Annotated in this window: 22 protein-coding genes; 16 read left to right on the top strand and 6 right to left on the bottom strand. The window is 24.2% G+C overall.

Annotated elements, in window-relative coordinates:
• Positions 1-2: 2 nt before the first annotated feature.
• Positions 3-524 (bottom strand): sigma-70 family RNA polymerase sigma factor, encoded by a 522-nt coding sequence (locus GBZ86_RS02755; protein WP_152887517.1) that lies wholly within the window; start codon positions 522-524, stop codon positions 3-5.
• A gap of 579 nt (positions 525-1,103) precedes the next feature.
• On the opposite strand from GBZ86_RS02755, the gene GBZ86_RS02750 reads away from it, so the two are divergent.
• Both GBZ86_RS02750 and GBZ86_RS02745 read left to right on the top strand, forming a co-directional pair.
• Positions 1,104-1,430: a hypothetical protein gene (locus GBZ86_RS02750; RefSeq protein ID WP_152887515.1), complete on the top strand. Its 327-nt coding sequence runs from the start codon at positions 1,104-1,106 to the stop codon at positions 1,428-1,430.
• Between the two features lie 134 nt (positions 1,431-1,564).
• On the top strand, positions 1,565-2,389 hold the full coding sequence (locus GBZ86_RS02745) for an FAD-binding oxidoreductase (protein ID WP_152887513.1): 825 nt from the start codon (positions 1,565-1,567) through the stop codon (positions 2,387-2,389).
• 649 nt (positions 2,390-3,038) lie between these two features.
• Here GBZ86_RS02745 and rpsD read toward each other — a convergent pair.
• Together rpsD and GBZ86_RS02735 are read right to left on the bottom strand one after the other, a co-directional pair.
• A complete protein-coding gene (rpsD, locus tag GBZ86_RS02740; RefSeq protein WP_152887511.1) occupies positions 3,039-3,638 on the bottom strand; it encodes a 30S ribosomal protein S4 in 600 nt (199 codons plus the stop codon).
• A gap of 210 nt (positions 3,639-3,848) precedes the next feature.
• Positions 3,849-4,553: a superoxide dismutase gene (locus GBZ86_RS02735; protein ID WP_152887509.1), complete on the bottom strand. Its 705-nt coding sequence runs from the start codon at positions 4,551-4,553 to the stop codon at positions 3,849-3,851.
• Positions 4,554-4,894: 341 nt separating this feature from the next.
• Here GBZ86_RS02735 and GBZ86_RS02730 point away from each other — a divergent pair, with 341 nt between their 5' ends.
• From GBZ86_RS02730 to GBZ86_RS02680, 11 genes are all read left to right on the top strand, one after another.
• A complete protein-coding gene (locus tag GBZ86_RS02730; RefSeq protein ID WP_152887507.1) occupies positions 4,895-6,595 on the top strand; it encodes an FAD-dependent oxidoreductase in 1,701 nt (566 codons plus the stop codon).
• A 204-nt stretch (positions 6,596-6,799) separates the two neighbouring features.
• A complete protein-coding gene (locus tag GBZ86_RS02725; protein WP_152887504.1) occupies positions 6,800-6,952 on the top strand; it encodes a DUF1540 domain-containing protein in 153 nt (50 codons plus the stop codon).
• A gap of 298 nt (positions 6,953-7,250) precedes the next feature.
• Entirely contained in the window at positions 7,251-7,922 is a 672-nt protein-coding gene (locus tag GBZ86_RS02720; RefSeq protein WP_327443766.1) for an N-acetylmannosamine-6-phosphate 2-epimerase, read from the top strand.
• 126 nt (positions 7,923-8,048) lie between these two features.
• Entirely contained in the window at positions 8,049-8,915 is an 867-nt protein-coding gene (locus tag GBZ86_RS02715; protein WP_152887503.1) for an N-acetylneuraminate lyase, read from the top strand.
• 37 nt (positions 8,916-8,952) lie between these two features.
• Complete coding sequence (locus tag GBZ86_RS02710) at positions 8,953-10,491, top strand: sodium:solute symporter family protein (RefSeq protein WP_152887501.1); 1,539 nt, start codon at positions 8,953-8,955, stop codon at positions 10,489-10,491.
• On the top strand, positions 10,463-10,915 hold the full coding sequence (locus tag GBZ86_RS02705; protein ID WP_152887499.1) for a NanQ anomerase/TabA/YiaL family protein: 453 nt from the start codon (positions 10,463-10,465) through the stop codon (positions 10,913-10,915). Before GBZ86_RS02710 ends, GBZ86_RS02705 begins: the two co-directional genes overlap by 29 nt.
• An 80-nt stretch (positions 10,916-10,995) precedes the next feature.
• Positions 10,996-11,787 carry a sialate O-acetylesterase gene (locus GBZ86_RS02700; protein WP_152887497.1) on the top strand — a complete coding sequence of 264 codons (792 nt, stop codon included), beginning with the start codon at positions 10,996-10,998 and terminating at the stop codon, positions 11,785-11,787.
• Between the two features lie 54 nt (positions 11,788-11,841).
• Positions 11,842-12,726: an ROK family protein gene (locus GBZ86_RS02695; RefSeq protein ID WP_152887495.1), complete on the top strand. Its 885-nt coding sequence runs from the start codon at positions 11,842-11,844 to the stop codon at positions 12,724-12,726.
• Between the two features lie 34 nt (positions 12,727-12,760).
• The gene (locus tag GBZ86_RS02690) at positions 12,761-13,612 is read left to right on the top strand and encodes a MurR/RpiR family transcriptional regulator (RefSeq protein WP_152887493.1); all 852 of its coding nucleotides are present in this window, start codon (positions 12,761-12,763) and stop codon (positions 13,610-13,612) included.
• Positions 13,613-14,095: 483 nt separating this feature from the next.
• Positions 14,096-15,232, top strand: a complete 1,137-nt coding sequence (locus tag GBZ86_RS02685) for a mechanosensitive ion channel family protein (protein WP_152887491.1) — start codon at positions 14,096-14,098, stop codon at positions 15,230-15,232.
• Complete coding sequence (locus tag GBZ86_RS02680) at positions 15,229-15,855, top strand: copper homeostasis protein CutC (RefSeq protein WP_152887489.1); 627 nt, start codon at positions 15,229-15,231, stop codon at positions 15,853-15,855. Before GBZ86_RS02685 ends, GBZ86_RS02680 begins: the two co-directional genes overlap by 4 nt.
• A gap of 257 nt (positions 15,856-16,112) precedes the next feature.
• Here the strand turns inward: GBZ86_RS02680 and GBZ86_RS02675 are convergent, their stop codons facing one another.
• From GBZ86_RS02675 to GBZ86_RS16945, 3 genes are all read right to left on the bottom strand, one after another.
• Entirely contained in the window at positions 16,113-16,757 is a 645-nt protein-coding gene (locus tag GBZ86_RS02675) for a dUTP diphosphatase (protein ID WP_152887487.1), read from the bottom strand.
• A gap of 66 nt (positions 16,758-16,823) precedes the next feature.
• Complete coding sequence (locus tag GBZ86_RS02670) at positions 16,824-16,997, bottom strand: rubredoxin (RefSeq protein WP_327443757.1); 174 nt, start codon at positions 16,995-16,997, stop codon at positions 16,824-16,826.
• Between the two features lie 259 nt (positions 16,998-17,256).
• Positions 17,257-17,406 carry a hypothetical protein gene (locus tag GBZ86_RS16945; protein ID WP_170272138.1) on the bottom strand — a complete coding sequence of 50 codons (150 nt, stop codon included), beginning with the start codon at positions 17,404-17,406 and terminating at the stop codon, positions 17,257-17,259.
• A 193-nt stretch (positions 17,407-17,599) separates the two neighbouring features.
• On the opposite strand from GBZ86_RS16945, the gene GBZ86_RS02665 reads away from it, so the two are divergent.
• From GBZ86_RS02665 to GBZ86_RS02655, 3 genes are all read left to right on the top strand, one after another.
• Complete coding sequence (locus GBZ86_RS02665; protein ID WP_152887484.1) at positions 17,600-18,496, top strand: ROK family protein; 897 nt, start codon at positions 17,600-17,602, stop codon at positions 18,494-18,496.
• 281 nt (positions 18,497-18,777) lie between these two features.
• Positions 18,778-18,978: a hypothetical protein gene (locus GBZ86_RS02660; RefSeq protein WP_152887482.1), complete on the top strand. Its 201-nt coding sequence runs from the start codon at positions 18,778-18,780 to the stop codon at positions 18,976-18,978.
• A 385-nt stretch (positions 18,979-19,363) separates the two neighbouring features.
• Positions 19,364-20,422, top strand: a 1,059-nt coding sequence (locus GBZ86_RS02655; RefSeq protein WP_170272137.1) for a carboxypeptidase-like regulatory domain-containing protein, incomplete at its 3' end; no start/stop codon positions are given.

Below are 20,422 nucleotides of genomic sequence, written 5' to 3'. Positions count from 1 at the left end.
AATTAAATAATCTCCTTTACCATAAATTCTCTAAGATTAACTAAACCTTTATTTAAATAAGTTTTAACAGTACCAATAGGCATGTCTAAAATTTTAGAAATTTCTTTTATAGTTAAATCACTAAAATACTTAAGTATAATTATTTCTTTATATTTGTCCTGTAATTTATCTACCATATCCAATAAATCAATTTGTTCTTCGTTATTCACTTTATTAATACCTATAATATTTACTAAATCTTTTTGCTCTAAGCAAATAAGCTTTTCTTCTTTCTTAATAAAATTTATAGCATTATTTATAAGAATTCTTGTAATCCATGTATTAAAATATTTAGGTTCTTTAAGTTTATTTATAGACATATAAGCTTTATATACTGTTTCTTGTACTATATCCAAAGCATTATGTTCATCCTTTACATATGCAAAAGCTGTCCTATATAGGCATTCCTTACATTCATTAATAAGCTCTAAAAAAGCGTTATCATCACCTTTTATAGCTTTCCTTATTTTAAATTCTTGGTTCATTTAAATTTATTCCCCTTTTATTTTTAGTTTGGTAATTACCCTTACATATATTAGACAAAAATAGATTTAAAAAGGTTTTAGAAAAGTTAAAAAAAATTAAAAATGAAATAAAATGGTAGTTGTTATTAAAAGAATTGTATATATTAAGAAAAAATTATAAAAAAGAAATTTAATATTAAACACTAGCTTAACATAAAGATAGCAATAAAGATATTTATTATGAATTTAGAATATAATTAAATAAAAAACAATGGTATTATGTGTAATAAACCATTGTTTTTGTAGGTTACTTTTATCACAATAGTTACGCTTTTTTTATTAAAGAAAATTACGCCTATTAAGTGTAATAAAGTAGTAGAGTAATTTAATTTTACTATATGAACATTAAAAATTATTAGAATTACCCTAAAATATTAAAATTTTGACCTGTATTTAATAATTTTATTATTTTAGGCTTAAAACAAGCTATTTCAGGATAAAAATAAAAAGTTATAAAATATTTATGATATATTATTTGAAAAGAATATTTGGAGTTTCAAGTATGTATTAAGAATATTATAATTAAATGGAGTGATTAAAATGAAATCTTACAATAATATCTTATTAGAAATAGGGATAATTAGCATAATATTTCAAATTGTGAATATGAGAAACTTTAAAACATTTAATGATATAATGTGCTTAATTTCTTCGGTTGTAGTAATTATGTTAGTATTTTGTTTTAATAAACAAAATTGCACAAACTGGAGTATCAAAAGCTATAAAATATTTTATTTTGGAGCTATTATGAACTTAATAATTTCTAGTATAAGACTTTCGGGTTTTGGAGGAGTATTAAGACTTGGTATTTATGTATTATCTGCAATTTGTTGTTGGTATTTTGTTAAGTATAAAATAATAGAATAAAAATTAATAAAGTTATGAAGTGTGTATGAAAGATTTAAAGAAAATAAATTTTTCATACACATTTTTATTTTAATTATTATTTAGATATGTAATATAAATATGGTTCATATATTTATATATGGAGGTGATAGAGTATGAGTAATACTTATAATATAGGCACAGATTTTAATATTGATGAAATTTTAAAAAAATATTCTAATAAAGATAATAAAAAAATAGAAAATTTAAAGCCTTGGCAGGGTTTTAGAGAGTTAGTATTAGTAGATAAAGTTAAAGAATGTAAAGATATAGTTTCTTTTTACTTTAAAGATAAAAATGGAGAGAAGTTAATAAAGCATAAAGCAGGGCAGTATTTACTTTTTAAAATAAAGACAAAAGATCCAAAATTTAAAGATATATTAAGAACTTATAGTTTATCCATGAAATCTAATGAGTATATTTATAGAATAAGCGTAAAAAAAATTAAGGGAGGGCTAATAAGTACTTATTTACATGAGAATTTAAACATAGGAGATTTTATAGAAGCAATGATTCCAAAAGGAGAATTTACTTTAGATAAAAAAATAAAAGATAAACCCATTGTTTTTATAGCTGGGGGTATAGGAATAACACCATTACTTTCAATGCTTTATGAATGTTCTAATGATGTAAAAAGAGAAAAATATTTTATTCAAGCAGTTAAAAATTCAAATATGCAACCATTTAAAAATGACCTAAAAATAATAAGTGAGTTTAATAATTTAAAAAATATAGTTTTTTATAGTGACCCAGCAAAGAAGGATATAGAAGGTAGAGATTATGATTTTTTTGGACGTATAACAAAAGAGTGGATAGAAAATAAGTTACCCCTTAATGGAGAGTTTTATTTTTGTGGACCACTACCTTTTATGAAAGTATTAAATACTTCTTTAAAGGAATTAGGTGTAAATAAAAAATTTATAAATTTTGAGTTTTTTTAATTTATAGTAATTATAGTTAGTTATTGTACTTATATTTAAAAAGATAAAAAAATAGTAGCTTAAATTTTGCACACATAAGCTACTATTTTTTTGAGTTTTTTTGTTTAGTAACGAGACGTAATAATTTGACAACTAGTACTACATCTACTTATTAATTTATGGTAATAGATAATTAAAAATGGAGTTCTAAAATTAAAACATCTATATACCAATTAAGAGAAAGTGAATTTTATTAATTCACGAGAATATTTTTATTTTTAGTATATTAAACACTATTTTAATAGGCATATAAGTGTTTAATATTATCAATAAAATTTAATATTTATTGATTTCTATAAATTGTTCAAAGTCCTTTTAAAAATATTATTAAGCAATATTGTAAGGGCCATGAAAAATTCATAGAATTAATTTTTTAGGGTTAATATATTTAATTTTTATACACAAAACATTTTAACTTTTAAATAATGATTTTCTTTACAAAAAATATAAAATAATTAACTTCATAAATTCTAAATAAGGTCCCTTTTATATATTATATTTTCAAAGAAAGAGTGCTTAAATTAAAAGGAATAGTTATATTTTAAAGAACTCTTTCTTTGATATAGGAATTTAAAGTTATATATAGGCTAGTATATATTTTGATATTAAATTATGAAAGTTTTGAGTAGAATTCTACTACTAAAACATCATTAATTTCAATTGGAATTTCTTGTCTTTCAGGATATCTTACAAGAGTACCTGAAAAAGCATTTTCATCCTTGCTTAAGTAATCAAAGCCATTAACAAAGTTAGATAGGAAGTTTTCTTTAAATAACTCATTTTTTTGAGATTTTTCTCTTAAAGTTATAACATTTCCTACACTTACTTGGTAAGATGGAATATTAACTTTTTCACCATTTACTAAAAAGTGACCATGCACTACCATTTGACGTGCTTGCCTAATTGAATTTGCAAAACCTAATCTATAAACTAAGTTATCTAATCTACACTCTAATAATTTTATTAAAGCATAACCAGTAGGTTCTTTATCTTTCATTGCTTTTTTTACATAGTTTCTAAATTGTTTTTCCATTACACCATAGTAGGATCTTAATCTTTGTTTTTCAAGTAATTGAGTTCCATAAGGTGAAAGCTTTTTATCATTTCTAGCTGTTCCTTTAGTTGCTCTATTCATTGCTTTAGGATGTCCTGTTACATTTAATCCTAATCTTCTACATAATTTAAATCTAGGTCCCATCATTTTTGCCATAATTATCATCTCCTATTATTCATTAAAAGATTGCCGCGATAATTTAAGCCTGAAATAAATATAACATAAAAAAAAAAAAATGTAAATGAAAATCATTATCAATATTATAATTTTTAAAATTTTATAATAAAATATATAAAAAAATAATAAAATTTAAAAGATGAAATATTTTAGTTGATAAATTTATAAATATCACCATTATCTTTAGTATTATTTCACATTATAATTTTTCTCAGCTTGTTCCCAATTAACTAAATTCCACCAATTATCTATGTATTCTCCACGTCTATTTTGGTATTTAAGATAATAAGAATGTTCCCAAAGATCTAATCCAATTATAGGAGTTAATCCCTGAGAAATTGGGCAATCTTGATTAGATGTAGATATTATAGAAATTTTATTATCTGTATTTTTTACAAGCCAAACCCAACCTGAACCAAATCTATTTATTCCTGATTCTTTAAATTTATTTTTAAAATTTTCGAAAGATTTAAAGGTTTTATCAATTTCTTTAGATAAATTTCCTATAGGTTTACCACCTTGTTCAGGACACATTATAGACCAAAAAAATTCATGATTATAAACTCCGCCAGCATTATTAATAACAGATTGTTTTATATCTTCTGGTAACTTATTTAAGCTAGTTAATAAACCATCTATTCCTTTAGAATATAATTCAGCATAATTTTCTAATGATTTATTTAAATTATCTACATAAGCTTTTTGATGTTTATCATGATGAAAAAACATAGTATTTTTATCTATGTAAGGTTCTAATGCATCATAATTATAAGGTAAAGGATTTAATTTAAATTTTTCTAAATCTAAATTATAACAATAAATATTATTAGCAAAAGAAAAAAAACATAGTATAAAAGATAATATAAATAGAAACCTCTTTTTTATACTAACCATCTCCTAACTTTAATTATGTTTTGTACAAAATTAATTTTAGCTACTAAAGAAAAAATTATTCATTTGTATTATTGGAATTTATTTTAATATATTTATTTAAAATATGATTTGCAAAAATATAGGAATATTAATATAAAAATATTTTAATATAGATCATAATTTTATTAATTGATATATTTAAATTATGATTTGTAAAAAAGTTATAAAAAACTACTATTACATAAATTGACATTTTGCTTTTCAAGTAGCACTATTAAACTAAATGAAATATATAATATTTTTCATTTAGTTTATTTTTATATATAAATTAGAATTTTTATATAATAGAAAGGAAGTAAAATATGAAAAGAAAAATATTAATAGTTGGTGGAGTAGCTGGTGGTGCATCCGCTGCTACTAGGTTAAGAAGGCATAGTGAAGAAGATGAAATAATAATTTTTGAAAAAGGACCTAATGTATCATTTTCAAATTGTTCATTACCGTATTATCTAAGTGGAGAAGTATATCCTATGGATAAATTAATACTTATGAATCCTGAAAAGTTTATGGCACAATACAAAATAGATGTTAGAGTAAATAATGAAGTGATAAAGATAGATAGAAAAAATAAAAAAATTAAAATTAAGGATATTCTTATAGGAGAAACATATGAAGAAGCGTATGATAAGTTAATATTATCTCCAGGTGCAGAACCTATAGCTCCTAGTATTCCAGGTATTGAAAGTATAAATGTATTTTCAGTTAGAAATGTGGTAGATATAAAAAAATTAAATGAATTCATTACTTTAATGCCTTCAAAAGATATAACTATAATTGGTGGAGGATTTATAGGAGTAGAAATATGTGAAAATTTAATTAAAGCAGGATTCAATGTTACATTAATAGAAGCTGGAAAGCAAATATTAACACCATTTGATTATGACATGGTACAAATTTTGCATAAAGAAATTTATGATAAAAAAGTGGAGCTTATATTAGAGGATAAAGTAATAAAATTTGAAAATGATACAGTAGTTTTACAATCAGGAAGAAAAATAAAAACTAATGCAGTAGTTATGGCAATAGGAGTAACTCCAGAAATAGAATTAGCAAAAGAATCAAATTTAGAACTAGGAGATACGGGTGCTATTAAAGTAGATAGTAATTATAGAACTAATGATAATAATATATATGCCATAGGTGATGCCATAGAAGTTTATAATTCTTTAACTCATGAATTTACTAAATTATCATTAGCAGGTGCAGCACAAAAACAAGCTAGAGCAGTAGCGGATCATATTAATGGAATGAGTATACTAAATAGAGGATATATTGGTTCTAATATAATAAAAGTTTTTGATTATAATGCTGCTTCTACAGGTTTAAATGAAAATTTAATAAAAAAATTAAAATTAAATATTAATTATGATATAGTTAGATTAATTTTATCAGATAAAGTTGGAATTATGCCTAATAGCTCGCCTATACATTTTAAATTATTATATGAAATACCTACAGGTAAAATTTTAGGTGCCCAAGCTATAGGCAAAGGTGATGTTGGCAAAAGAATAGATATTATAGCAACTTCTATAAAGTATGGAGCAACAGTTCAGGATTTAAAAGATTTAGAACTATGTTATGCACCTTCTTTTGGAACAGCTAAAGATATTGTAAATTATGCCGGATATGTTTCAAGTAATTTATTAGATGATTTCTTTAAACAAATTAATGTAGATAAAGTTAGAAAATTAGTAGAAGCTAATGAATTTATAATAGATATAAGAGAATCTAGAGAGTTTGAATTAGGACACTTAAAAGGAGCAATAAATCTTCCTCTTAGTGAATTAAGATACAGATTTAAGGAAATTCCTAAAGATAAGACTGTTTATTTGTATTGTAGATCAGGTCAAAGAAGTTATAATGCCACTAGAGTATTAATAAATAAGGGATATAATAATATAGTAAACATTACTGGAAGTTTTTTGGGTATATGCTTTTATGAATATTTTAATGACATGATACTTAATAGAAATCCTATAGTAACTGAATATAACTTTAAATAAATTTTAATTTAAAAGCAAAAAAGAAATAGAAAAAGTTTTAATTTTAATTTTATTTTTATTTTTAGAATTAAAGCTTTTTTAATTTTTAAAAATATTACTTTAATGTATAGATTTTTAAAGTATAATTTTTTTATTTAGTAGCATACTAAATATGTAAGTTAAATCATTTAGATAAAAAACATATTAATTACGGAGGGATTTAAAATGAATAAAAGTATTAAATGTACAGTAAATCAATGTAAATATCATGATTGTGGAGAAAACTATTGTACTTTATCAGTAATTGAAGTTGGTACACATGAGCAAAATCCAACACAAATAGAATGTACTGATTGCAAATCTTTTGAAGTAAAATAATAAAATTTAATAAAAAGCCATAATTTTTATAAAATAATTTAAGAATTATGGCTTTTTTAAAGTTCAAAAATAAATTGAAATTCATTTTCAAAAACAATGTTATTTAAAAGTAAAATTTATAAAAAAATAAGGGTAAAAATAAAAAATAAGGAATAAAAAGTATTTAAAAGAGGAATTTAAACAAAAAATAGTAAAAAACTTGGAAAAAACTTGAATAGTAAACTTTTTCATGGTAAAATAAATATGTAAAAAAGAAAAAAAATTTCAATAATACAATAAAATTACAGGAGGCTATATTGTGTTAAATAAAATTAAAGGAAAACTTATAGTTTCATGTCAAGCATTAGAAGATGAACCTTTACATAGTTCATTTGTAATGGGGAAAATGGCTCAAGCTGCTAAAGAAGGTGGTGCTGTAGCTATAAGAGCTCAGGGTGTTGAAGACATAATTGAAATTAAAAAAATTACAAAGTTGCCAGTGATAGGAATTATAAAAAAGAATTATAATGATTCTTCAATATATATAACTCCTACAAAAAAAGAAGTAGATGAATTACTAGCTACTAAATGCGAAATGATAGCATTAGATTGTACCAATAGAGAAAGACCAAATAAAGAATCTTTAAAGGATTTAATAGATTATATACATGAACATAATGTTTTAGTAATGGCAGATATATCTACTTTTGAGGAAGGTGTACAAGCTGAAAAATTAGGTGCTGATTGTGTATCAACCACGTTATCTGGATATACAGATTATTCTAAAAAGTTAGAGGGTCCAGATTTAACTTTAATAAGTGAATTAAAAGAAACATTAAAAATTCCTGTAATAGGAGAAGGAAGAATAAATACTCCAGAGGAATTATTGCAAGCATTCAATAGTGGAGCATATTCTTGTGTAGTAGGAGGGGCTATTACTAGACCTCAACTAATTACAAAAAAATTTACAAATATAATTAAAGATTTATAATTAGTTTTTAAAATTAAAATTAAAGTATATATTTGTTATAATATAGACTTTAAAGTAAAGTTAATAATTAAGAAAACGATTAAATTATAAAATTAAATAAAAATTTTTAATATGGAGGGTTTAAAAATGAAAGGAATTTATTCAGCATTATTAGTATCTTTTGATAAAGAAGGAAATTTAAATGAAAAAGGATTAAGACAAATAATTAGACACAATATTGATAATTGTGGAGTTGATGGTCTTTATGTAGGAGGAAGTACAGGAGAAAACTTTATGCTTTCAACTGAAGAGAAAAAAAGAATTTTCGAAGTGGCAAAGGATGAAGTTAAAGATCAAGTTAAATTAATAGCACAAGTTGGTTCAATTAATTTAAAAGAAGCCGTAGAATTAGCAAAATTCGTAACAGATTTAGGATATGATGCAATTTCAGCTGTTACACCATTTTATTATAAATTTGATTTCTCAGAAATAAAACATTATTATGAAACAATAATTAATTCAGTAGATAACAAGTTAATTATTTACTCAATTCCATTTTTAACAGGAGTAAATATGAGTTTAGATCAGTTTGGTGAATTATTTGAAAATGAAAAAATTATTGGAGTTAAATTTACAGCAGCTGACTTCTATTTATTAGAAAGAATGCGTAAAAGATTCCCAGAAAAATTAATATATGCAGGATTTGATGAAATGATGTTACCAGCTACTGTTTTAGGAGTTGATGGAGCTATAGGTTCAACTTTCAATGTAAATGGTAAGAGAGCTAAAGAAATATTTAATTTAGCTAAAGAAGGTAAAATTAATGAAGCTTTAGAAATTCAACATATAACTAATGATTTAATTACTGATATTTTAGGAAATGGATTATATCAAACATTAAAATTATTACTTGAAGAAGAAGGCGTAGAGGCAGGTTATTGTAGACAACCTATGAAAGAAGCAACACCAGAAATGAAAGAAAAAGCAAAAGAGATGTATGCAAAATATTTTTAAAAATAAGTTTTAATTAGAAGTTTGGGAGGGAATTTTCATGACTGGTTTTACTTGGATTGATATGGTAGTTCTTGTAGTGTACCTAGGAGCAGTATTATTTGCTGGATTAGCTTTCTCTAAGAAAGAGATGAAAGGAAAAGAGTTCTTTAAAGGTGATGGAACTATACCTTGGTGGGTTACATCAGTATCAATATTTGCTACTTTACTTAGTCCTATATCATTTTTATCATTAGCAGGAAACTCTTATGGAGGAACTTGGATTCTTTGGTTTGCTCAATTAGGTATGTTTATAGCAATACCATTAACAATAAAATTTTTCTTGCCACTATATAGTAGATTGCAAATAGATACAGCTTATCATTATTTAGAATTAAGATACAAAAGTTCAGGTTTAAGAATTCTTGGAGCTGTAATGTTTATAATATACCAAATAGGACGTATGTCTATAATCATGTATTTACCATCAGTGGTACTTGCACAGCTTACAGGAATAAGTGTTAATATTCTTATAATAGCGATGGGTGTTATAGCAATAATTTATTCATATACAGGTGGTTTAAAGTCAGTATTATGGACTGATTTTATACAAGGTGTAGTATTAATAGTTGGGGTTGTTTTTGCATTAGGTTTCTTATTAACTAGTATAAATGGAGGAATTGGAGCTGTATTTGATTCTCTTGGAACAGGTAAATTCTTAGCATCAGATCAAGTTATAATTAATCCAAATATATTTAAAACAAGTGTATTTATAATATTAGTTGGTGGTGGATTAAATACTTTTTCATCATATATATCAAGCCAAGATATTGTACAAAGATTTACTACAACAACAGATGTTAAACAATTAAATAAAATGACTTACGCAAATGGAGCATTATCTATATTTTTAGCAACAGTATTTTACTTAATTGGTACAGCACTATTTGTATTTTATCAACAAAATCCAGCTGCATTACAAACAGCTCAACAAGACCAAATATTTGCTTCATATATAGCATTTGAATTACCAGTAGGAATCACAGGAATACTTTTAGCAGCAATATATGCAGCATCACAATCAACATTATCAACAGGTCTTAACTCAGTTGCAACAAGCTGGACTTTAGATATACAAGCTATATTATCTAAAAACTTAAGTATGGAAAAACAAACTAAAATAGCTCAATATGTATCTTTATTAGTTGGTATAGTATCAATTGGAGTAGCTATGGTACTTGCTAATGGAGAAATTAAATCAGCCTATGAATGGTTTAATAGTTTCATGGGATTAGTTCTTGGAGTTTTAGCAGGAATATTCGTATTAGGTGCATTTACTAAGAAAGCAACAAGTTTAGGTGCATATGTTGCATTTATAGTATCTTCAATATTAGTTGTTTACTTAAAATACAATGTACCATCTGTAACTTCTTGGTCTTATGCATTAATTTCAATTGTAGTATCTGTAATAGTTGGATATGTAGTAAGTATTATTCAAGAAAAAGTATCATCACAAAACTTTAAAACAGATCCTAAAACAACAGTATATTACAAAAATGGAGGTAATATAAATGATAACAGGAGTACTAAAGCATGCTAAAAAATATAATTTTTTAGAAAAAGATATATTAGAATGTCTTTTATATGCAAAAGAAAATGATTTAGTTAATTTTGAGACAGGTTGTCATGAAATTGATGGAGATAGAATATTTGTTAATATTGTAGAGTATGAAACTCAAAATAGAGAAGATAGATTTTGGGAAGCACATAAAAAATATATTGATTTACATTTAATGCTTAAAGGTAAAGAAATAATTGATATGAATTTTATAGATAATTTAGAAATTAAAGATTATCAAGAAGAAAGTGATTTTTTACCTTTAGAAGGAAATGAAAGTGCATATGTAACTTTAGAAAATAATGATTTTTTAGTATGTTACCCAGAAGATGCACACAGAACAGCTATCAAAGTTGATAAAAAAGAAAAAATTAAAAAAGCTATATTTAAAATAAAAATTAAATAATAACTATAAATAAAGTAAAGGGAGTATTTAATACTCCCTTAAGTTTTACATAATTTAATTAAAAGAAAGGATGATAGTATATGTTAGATGTTATTTTACTTATAGGTCAAAGTAATGCTAAAGGATGTGGTAACCCTGAAAAAAGTGTACTTCCTAATAAAAATAATTATGAATATTTAAAAAGTATAACTGGAGAAGCTGTTATACCAATGGGTGTTACATTACAAATATCAGATGGATGTGGTACAATAGCGCCAGCGTTTTCAAATAGATGGAATGAATTAACAGGAAATGATATTTGTTTTATACATTATGCAGTAGATGGATCAAGAATTAAAAATTGGAATCATGATAAATTCTTTTTACTAAATGAAGCTATAGAAAAATTCAATAAAGGAATAGAAAGATTATCAAAAGATTTTGAGATAAATAAAAAATATGCTATTTGGATACAAGGAGAAAGTGATGGTAAATATGGAACAGATCCTATTTATTATAGAGATAGATTAATTGATATATCAAAAAATTTAAATGATAGGTGTGAAATAGAAAAAATGTTTGTAAGTCTTATAGGTTATTGGGAAGGTAGTGATGATAACTTAAGAAGGTGTGAGAATATTGCAGCTATGCAAGAAAGAACTTGTGAAAAAAATGAAAATTTATGTTTAGCAAGTAAGTTGGCTTTAACATTTAAAGAAAGAGAATTAACTATAGATGAGGTTCATTATTCTCAAGAGGCTCTAAATCAGTTAGGAAGAGATATAGCAGATAATATGTTTTATTATTATAGAACAGGAGTTAAACCAACTCTTCAAGATATGATAGATATGACACGTGCAAAAGAATATATTAAAAATTTAGAAGAACTATAATAGTAGTAGGGGTTTTATAAATAAAATTTTAATTTTAGAGAGAGGTTTAATATAATGAAAAAATATATTTGTATTGATGTAGGTGGAACGGCTATAAAATTCTCAGTTATGGATGTAAATGGAAATATAATAGTTAAAGGGGAAAGAGATACAGAGGCTTTTAAAGGTGGACTTAATATATTAGAAAAATTAAAAGAAATTACTAGAAATTATTTGAAAGAGTTTAATATTGAAGGAATTTGCGTATCAACAGCAGGAATGGTTGATTCAAAAGAAGGAAAAATTGTTTATGCATCACAATTAATACCAAATTATACAGGAGTAGAAATAAAGAAAGAATTAGAAAAAGAATTTGGATTAATATGTGAAGTTGAAAATGATGTGAATTGTGCAGGGCTTGGTGAAGTTTGGAAAGGGGCAGCTAGAGGTGCAAATTCTTGTGTATGCTTGACTGTAGGTACTGGTATTGGAGGATGTATTATATTAGATAAAAAAGTATTACATGGTTTTAGTAATAGTGCAGGCGAAGTAGGGTACATGAATATTAATGGAGATGAATTTCAAAAGATTGCGGCAACTAGTAGGTTAGTTAAAAAAGTTGCTGCAAGAAAAAATATAGATGAAAAAAATATAAATGGAAAATTGATTTTTGATTTAGCTAAAAAGGGAGATAAAGATTGTATTGAAGAGATAAATAATATGGTAAATGTTTTAGCACTAGGTATATCTCATATAGTTTATGTTGTTAATCCAGAAGTTGTAGTATTAGGTGGAGGAATAATGGCACAAAAAGAATATTTAATGGAAATATTTGAAAAGGCTTTTAAAGATAAAGTTATACCTCGTATTTATGAAAATACTAAATTAGAGTTTGCTGAAAATGGGAATAATGCAGGAATGTTAGGAGCTTTATTTAATTTTTTACAAAAGCATAATTAATAGTTTAAGAGGTGTATAAAAAGGATGTGAGAAAATGGGAATTTTAGAACAATTAGAAACTCCTAATTTCAAAGCTACTAAGTCAGATAAGCAACTTATAGAATATATAAAAAAAAATATAAATGAAGTTAGTTATAAATCTATATCAGAAATTGCCAAAAAAAGTTTAATAGGAGAAGCAACCATTACAAGATTTGCAAGAAAAATGGGTTTTTCAGGTTTTCAAGAGTTTAAAGTTACTTTAGCAAAAGAAATATCAACTAAAGATAGAAGAAGTATAATTAATGATAGTGTTAAAAACGATGAGAGCGCAAAAGATACGGCTTTAAAATTACTTCAGTGTAATGTAAATATGTTAGATAAAACATTAGCTATAACTAACTTTAATGATATACACAAATGTGCTGAATTAATAAAACAAGCTAATAAAATTTACTTTTTTGGATTAGGTTATTCAGGAATAGTGGCACAAGATTCTAATTATAAATTTATGAGGATTGGTTTGCATTGTAATAGCTTCCATGATGGACATACAATGATTATAATGTCATCTATAGTTAATAAAGGAGATGTTATTATAGCTATATCTCATTCTGGTGAAACAGAAGAGGTTATAAATGCCATAGGTTTAGCAAAAGAGAGTGGAGCAAAAATTATATCTATAACTAAAAATGAAGAGTCTAGATTAAAAAGTATATCAGATATAAATTTACCTTATATTTCAACAGAGACTATTTTTGAAACAGGAGCAGTACCATCTAAATTAGCACAAATTTTTTTAATAGATTTAATTTATACTCAGGTAGTTAAAGATATGGCTACAGAAGCAATAGAAAGAAAAGTTAAAACTACTGAAGCAATTAAAAAATTAAAAAATATTTTATAACTTTCATTAATTTTAACTTCATAGAAAAAAGTAAGAGAATTTTAAAAATCTCTTACTTTTTTTATTCCTTAATTGTTATTAGGAAGATATTAAATTTTTATTATTTAATTTGTATTATGAAATTAAATAATATAAATTAAAGATAGAAAAGGAAATTCCAGTAAGACCGAAGAAATTAAAATAAGTTGTAAAAATTTCTAAATGGTGTTTCATCAAGCGAATTCAAGCGTTTAAAATTCAGCAGTCTAATCCTTTTCTATCTTTAAATTTAAAATAAATAAGTTAAATAAATCATTTAGGATAAATGAAAACAATTCTCAATTACAATATTAATTTTAGCAAATAAACTAGAAGATGTCAATAGTTATTGAAAACAAATATCAATTAAAACTTAATAAATTTAATATATATAGGATAAAATAGTTTTAGTAAATATAAAAATTTATTTACTAAAAATCAGTATAGGATACTTAGGGAGTAAAAATGTGTGAATTAGAAAACCTCATAAATAAAATTTTACATATACCAATAAGTGAGGTAATTATATCAGTTTTAATTATATTTTGTTTTATAATTATAAATAGATTTTTCATAACTAATTTATTTAAATTTTTAAATAAATTAGTAAATAGAACTAATAATTTTATAGATAATAATATTATAAAGGCTTTAGAAAGACCCTTAAAATTTTTTATACTTTTTTGTGGTATATATTATAGTTTTAAAATTATAAATTTAGATGCATTAAACTTATCTTTAATTTCAACAGCAAAACTTATGAAGATGGCCTTAACTATAAGTATTTCATATTTTATATATAATCTAACTTTAGAAAATTCTATTTTATACGCTAAAATGAATAAAACTAATGAACGAAATACAATATTTTTTCCGTTTATATCCATAATAATAAGATTAATTATTGTTATAATATGTATAAGTATTATTGCTAAAGAATTTGGATTTACTGGTTTTATTACTGGATTAGGTATAAGTGGAGTTGCATTTGCGTTAGCTGCACAAGATACATGTTCTAATCTTTTTGGAGGTATGGTAATTGTTTTAGATAAACCTTTTGCCATTGGAGATTGGATCCAAACATCAGAGGTTGAAGGAATTGTAGAAGAGATAACTTTTAGAAGTACAAAAATACGAACTTTTTCTATGGCATTAGCAACAGTACCAAATTCTAAATTAGCTAATAATCATATTATAAATTGGACACAAAGAAAGCTTAGAAGAATACATTTTAAGTTTACTATAGAACATGATACACCTATAGATAGTATAAAAAAGTGTATCAATGACATAGAAAATATGTTGAAAAATAATGAAAAAGTAGATAAAGATTTAATAATAGTTAGTTTTAATGAATTATCAACTTATGGATTTGGAATATTTATATACTTCTATACTAAAGAATTTAATTATGTAAGTTATGAAAAAATGAAACAAGAAATAAACATAAGTATTTTAGAAATACTAAGAGATGAGAAAATTAAACTTATGTTTTTAAATTTAAATTTTACAGGTATTGAAAACAGAGGAGCATTTTGTGAGGCAGAATGTACAGAATTGGAATCTATTAAAAATATTACTGAGGAGGAACGGGGGACATGAAATATATATTAGAAGCTTGCGTAGGGAATTATAGGGAAGGAAAAAAAGCAGAAGAATTAGGAGCTGATAGAATAGAGCTTTGTGATAATTTGTTAGAGGGAGGAACTACTCCAAGTTATGGAACTATTTTATTAGCTAAGAAGAATATTAAATGTGATATAAACGTTATTATAAGACCAAGAGGTGGAAATTTTATTTATTCTGATGAAGAGTTTCAAATAATGAAACAGGATATACAAATATGCAAAAATATAGGTGTTAATGGAGTTGTTATAGGTATTCTAAATTCAAAAAATAAGATAGATTTTAATAGAACTAAAGAATTAGTTGATTTATGTAAGCCTTTAAGTGTAACATTTCATATGGCTTTTGATGAAATAGAAGATAAAAAAGAAGCTATAGAGGAACTAATTTCCCTAGGCATTAATAGAATTTTAACAAAGGGAGGAACTGAGTCTGCTTTTCATAATATAAAAACTTTAAAAGATTTAGTAGAATATGCAGGAAAAAAAATTATAATTTTACCTGGTGGAGGAGTAAATAAATATAATTATAAAAAATTAGCAGAAGAAATATTAGCACAAGAATATCATGGTTCAAAGATTGTTGGTGAATTAATCTAAAATAATAAATTTTGCTGCTTTGCACACAAAAAACTAAAGACTGTACTTAATTAAATACCAAGTGAATTTTGAAGTTTTTAATAATTTGAATTTTGGGGTTAAAGTAAAGGAATATGCGAAGTCTTCACTTTTCTCTTTCATGAGAAAACTTTAACTTTTTGTAAGCAAAGCATAGCAAATTTATTTATATTAATTAATTGTAAAAATTAAGGTGTTGATTAAATATCAACTTATTACAATATAATTAAACTTATTTATTAAATACCAGTATGACCAAATCCACCGCCACGATCTACGTTTTTTATAACTTTCACATTATCTACTTGTATGAAATTAGCTTTATAATATTTAGCTAAAACCATTTGAGCAATTCTATTTCCTTTTTTTATGTAAATAGTACCATAAGGATTACCATTTTTATCTAAATATATATATGTTTTTAGTAATTTTTTATAAGCTATATCTCCTTCTTTAAATGGTTCTAAATTTTCTCCTTTAGATTCTAAATAATCTTTTAGTTTAATTTCAGTATAATTTTCTCTTAAATCATTAAGTTTGTTTATATCTGTAGCTATTTCATAAGGTAAATTAGCTATATTATAATTATTTTCTAATATAACGCTAATATTACTTATAGAATCAGCATCTATGGTACCTATAGAATTAGAAATCTTTAAATGAGTTTTTAAAGATAAACCGCTTCTTGCTCTAATTTGGATTTCCATATTATCTGGTATTGCAAATTTAAGATTAAGTGGAATAGCAACTGTTTCAAAAGGTTTTATAACCATATCTTCTGTTGCAAAAACATCAGCTCCAGCTGATAAAGAGGTTTCATATTTAGGAGTTATAGCATTTTTATCATATTCAATATAAACATCTCTTAAGTGAATATTTGACATATAAAATCCTTTCTATACTTGTATTAAATTAATAAAGTATTGATTTAAAAAATTTAATATTATATATTAATTATTTTTACAAGGTTGTTCTACAAAATTACTTTTATTTACACCACATACAGGACAAACCCAATCATCAGGTAAATCTTTAAAGGCTGTACCAGGTTTTATATTACCTCTTACATCGCCTCTTTCAGGAATATAAATATATCCACAAATATTGCATTTATAACTATTCACTTTAAACATCTCCTAAGATTATTAACTAATAATTATTATTTATTAATTAAAGTATACTATTATTTGTTTTTCTTTTCAAACTTAATAAGATGGAATATATTAATGAAATGTTAAGATATTTTATGATATATAGATTAATTGATAATATAAGAAAGAATATGAATATTTAACTTAAATTTCCTTGTATTGAAAGAAGTGATAATAATTATTTTATCACTTCTTTTAAAAATTTAATTAACTTTTTAGATAACATTTAGTTTTAGAAATGAGGAGTTATTTCTTCTCTTTGAATTTTCTTTAAATCTTTTAATCTTAAATGAGTTTTTTCCATAATTTTATCAAAAGATTCACCATCTATAATCATTTTTTTTGCAATATCATGAGCAGAGTTTTTTTCTTCGTTAGTCATAAAAATTCCTCCTAATGAATAGTAATCAATAATTAGTTTACCAATAATATTAATAAGTATTCATATTATTAAACTAAGATTAAGTTTTACATAATATATGAAAAAATGTTATTATATGTTTAAAAACAAGGTGTTTTTAATAGATTTTAATTTATTATAGTAATACATGTTGAAAGAAAGGTGGTAGGTTTTTATGCAAAAATATATAGCTTTTGATATTGGTGGAACTAAAATAAAATATGGAGTTTTAAATGAAATTGGTCAAATAATTACAAAAGGTGAAACAAACACAAGAAATTCTAGTTTAGATATTTTTTTAGGAGATTTACAAGAAATAATACGCAATTACAAAACAGAATATGAAATTTGTGGTATAGCAATGAGTATGCCTGGCGTTATAAATCCTAAAACAGGAATAATAGATATATGTAGATTTTTAAGATGTGCTGAAGGAATAAATATTAAAGAAGAACTTAAAAATAGAACAGGCTTAAATGTTGCTATAGAAAATGATGCTAAATGTGTTGTTTTAGCTGAAAAGTTTAATGGAGCAGCAGTAGAAAATAATAATTTTGCTTGCATAACTTTAGGCACTGGAGTTGGTGGTGGTTTATTTATTAACGGAGAGTTAGTTGCTGGTAATACATTTAAAGCAGGTGAAGTAAGCTATATGATAGTTAATGGAATAAATGAAGGTAATAAAGGATTTGAAATAACAAATGAAAATGCTTCAACTAGAGGATTAATTAATATGTATAAAAAATATAAAAATATTGATAAAGAAACAGAAATTGAAGGAAATATTATTTTTGAAGAAGGAAAAAAAGATTTTAAAGTTAAAGCTATAATTAACAATTGGTATAGAAATATAGCTTATGTAGTCTATAATATATGTGCTATGATAAATCCAGAAAAAATATTAATAGGTGGTGGTATAACTTCAAGATCACAATTATTAGATGAATTAAAAGTTGAATTGAATGAAATTCCATGGTGGAGTGATATTGAAGTAGAACTTGGAATATGTAAGCATAAAAATAATGCAGGTATGATTGGTGCTGTTTATAATTATATAATTAATTATAAGTAATTTATAAAAATTTAATATATTTAAAAAGATAGATTTTAATAAGTTTTAAATAATTAAAGTTTATCTTTTTGTTATAGGAGTATTTTAAATTAAAAGGTATACTATAACGTTTTACAAAGTACATATAATCTTTTAAAATTATATACAATAACTTAATAAATTTTTAATATTGTATTAAGATTTGTGTAATAAAATTTTAACAATTTAAGAATATAATTATATATGAATGGTAAATAATTATATATGAGAAATTTATGAATTATTATATGGAGGGATTTATTATGTGGGATAAGCTAGCATTAACAGACAAAGAAAATGAACATTTAACAATGAGTATAGCAGTAGGAGTTGCTATTGGGTTAATGGGAGGAGCTTTTTTTAGTCAGGCTCAATTAGGATTTGCACTAGGAGGTGTAATTGGAGTAATTACATCATTAGCTTATTCATGTCATAAAAGATTTAAAAAAGCTAAAAATTTTTAAAGTATTTTAAATTAAGTTTATGAAAGTTTTATAGGTAATTTACATTATCACCTGATCCATGATGATGTTTCCTAAAATTAAGTGTAACCCCGTTTTCTTTTTTGAAAAGACCTATAAAACTTTTTTAATATATTGGAGAACATCTCTCTTTACAAAAAGTATCCTTATTTTAAAGGATGCTTTTTTTTTGAAAAATTATAAAAGACAATAAAACTTTTAGAAAAGAGTTGCTTTCATAATATTCATATCTATTTTAAATTTATCTATGAAACTTACACTTATGCAAGGTACTTATTTATTTATTTTTCATATATTAATATAGAAATATTATAGAATATGTGTTTTATATGATAAATTAAAGCAATTTATATTAGGAGTGATAAACTTGCAAATAAAGAAAGATATATATAATTCGATACAATCTGAAAAAGTTTATGTTAAGGGTGTAGGAAGTGATATTAAATTAGACTTACAATTAGATTTTAATAATAAAGAACCTAATATAGAATCTTCAATTAGTGGTAAGGTAGTAGATGAAAATAATATTCCTATTGAAGGAGCTATAGTGAAATTAATGGATCAAAAATTACAACCATTAACTAATACAACTACCAATTCTAATGGAAATTATTCTTTTAATTTTTTTCCTTATAGTAATATATATAATTTAATGTCTATTGCTTCAGGCAAATTAATATCACAAGTAGCCCCATTTAGCCTATCTAAAGGAGAAAATTTAAATTTTGATTTTAAATTGAAAACAGATATAGATTCTAATTTTGCTACTTTAAGTGGAAATGTGTTAGATACTAATTCAAAGGGTATATCGGGAGCTATAGCTTTGCTATACAGTATGATTAATGGAGTTAATACTTTAATAGCTATAACTCATACAGATGTAGCAGGTATTTTTGTGTTTAATGAACTTACACCTGGTGATTATAGCATTACAATTACAGCATTAGGATATATTCAAGGTAATTCAACAGTTAATATTAAAAGTGGTATTATAACAAGATTTTCTAAAATATTATATGGAGATGCTAAAGCAGAAAATGGTATTATATCTGGAATTATAACAGATAGTTTAAATAATGTAATATCAGAAGCAAAAGTTATTCTTTATAAGGTAGAATCGGATAATGAACTTACTCCTATTTCAGTAACTAAAACAAACAATAAAGGAATTTATACTTTTATAAATGTACCTACAGGAATTTATTTCATAAAATCTAATCAATCAGAATTAGTTACTGTAAATGAAGAAAATACAATAAATTCAATAACATCAATAACATCAATAACATCAGCTTCTTCAAAAAATTTAGCATTAAATAAACAAGCAGTATCATCATCTAATGAAACAGATTATTTTACTGCTAATTTAGTTACAGATGGAAATAATGAATCAGCATCATCAAGATGGTCAAGTGGCGCTTTTATA

This window comes from Clostridium tarantellae (assembly GCF_009295725.1).
Taxonomy (GTDB): Bacteria; Bacillota; Clostridia; order Clostridiales; family Clostridiaceae; genus Sarcina; species Sarcina tarantellae.
The sequence above is the reverse complement of the archived record's forward strand: the minus strand, read 5'-3'. Positions and strand labels throughout refer to the sequence as shown.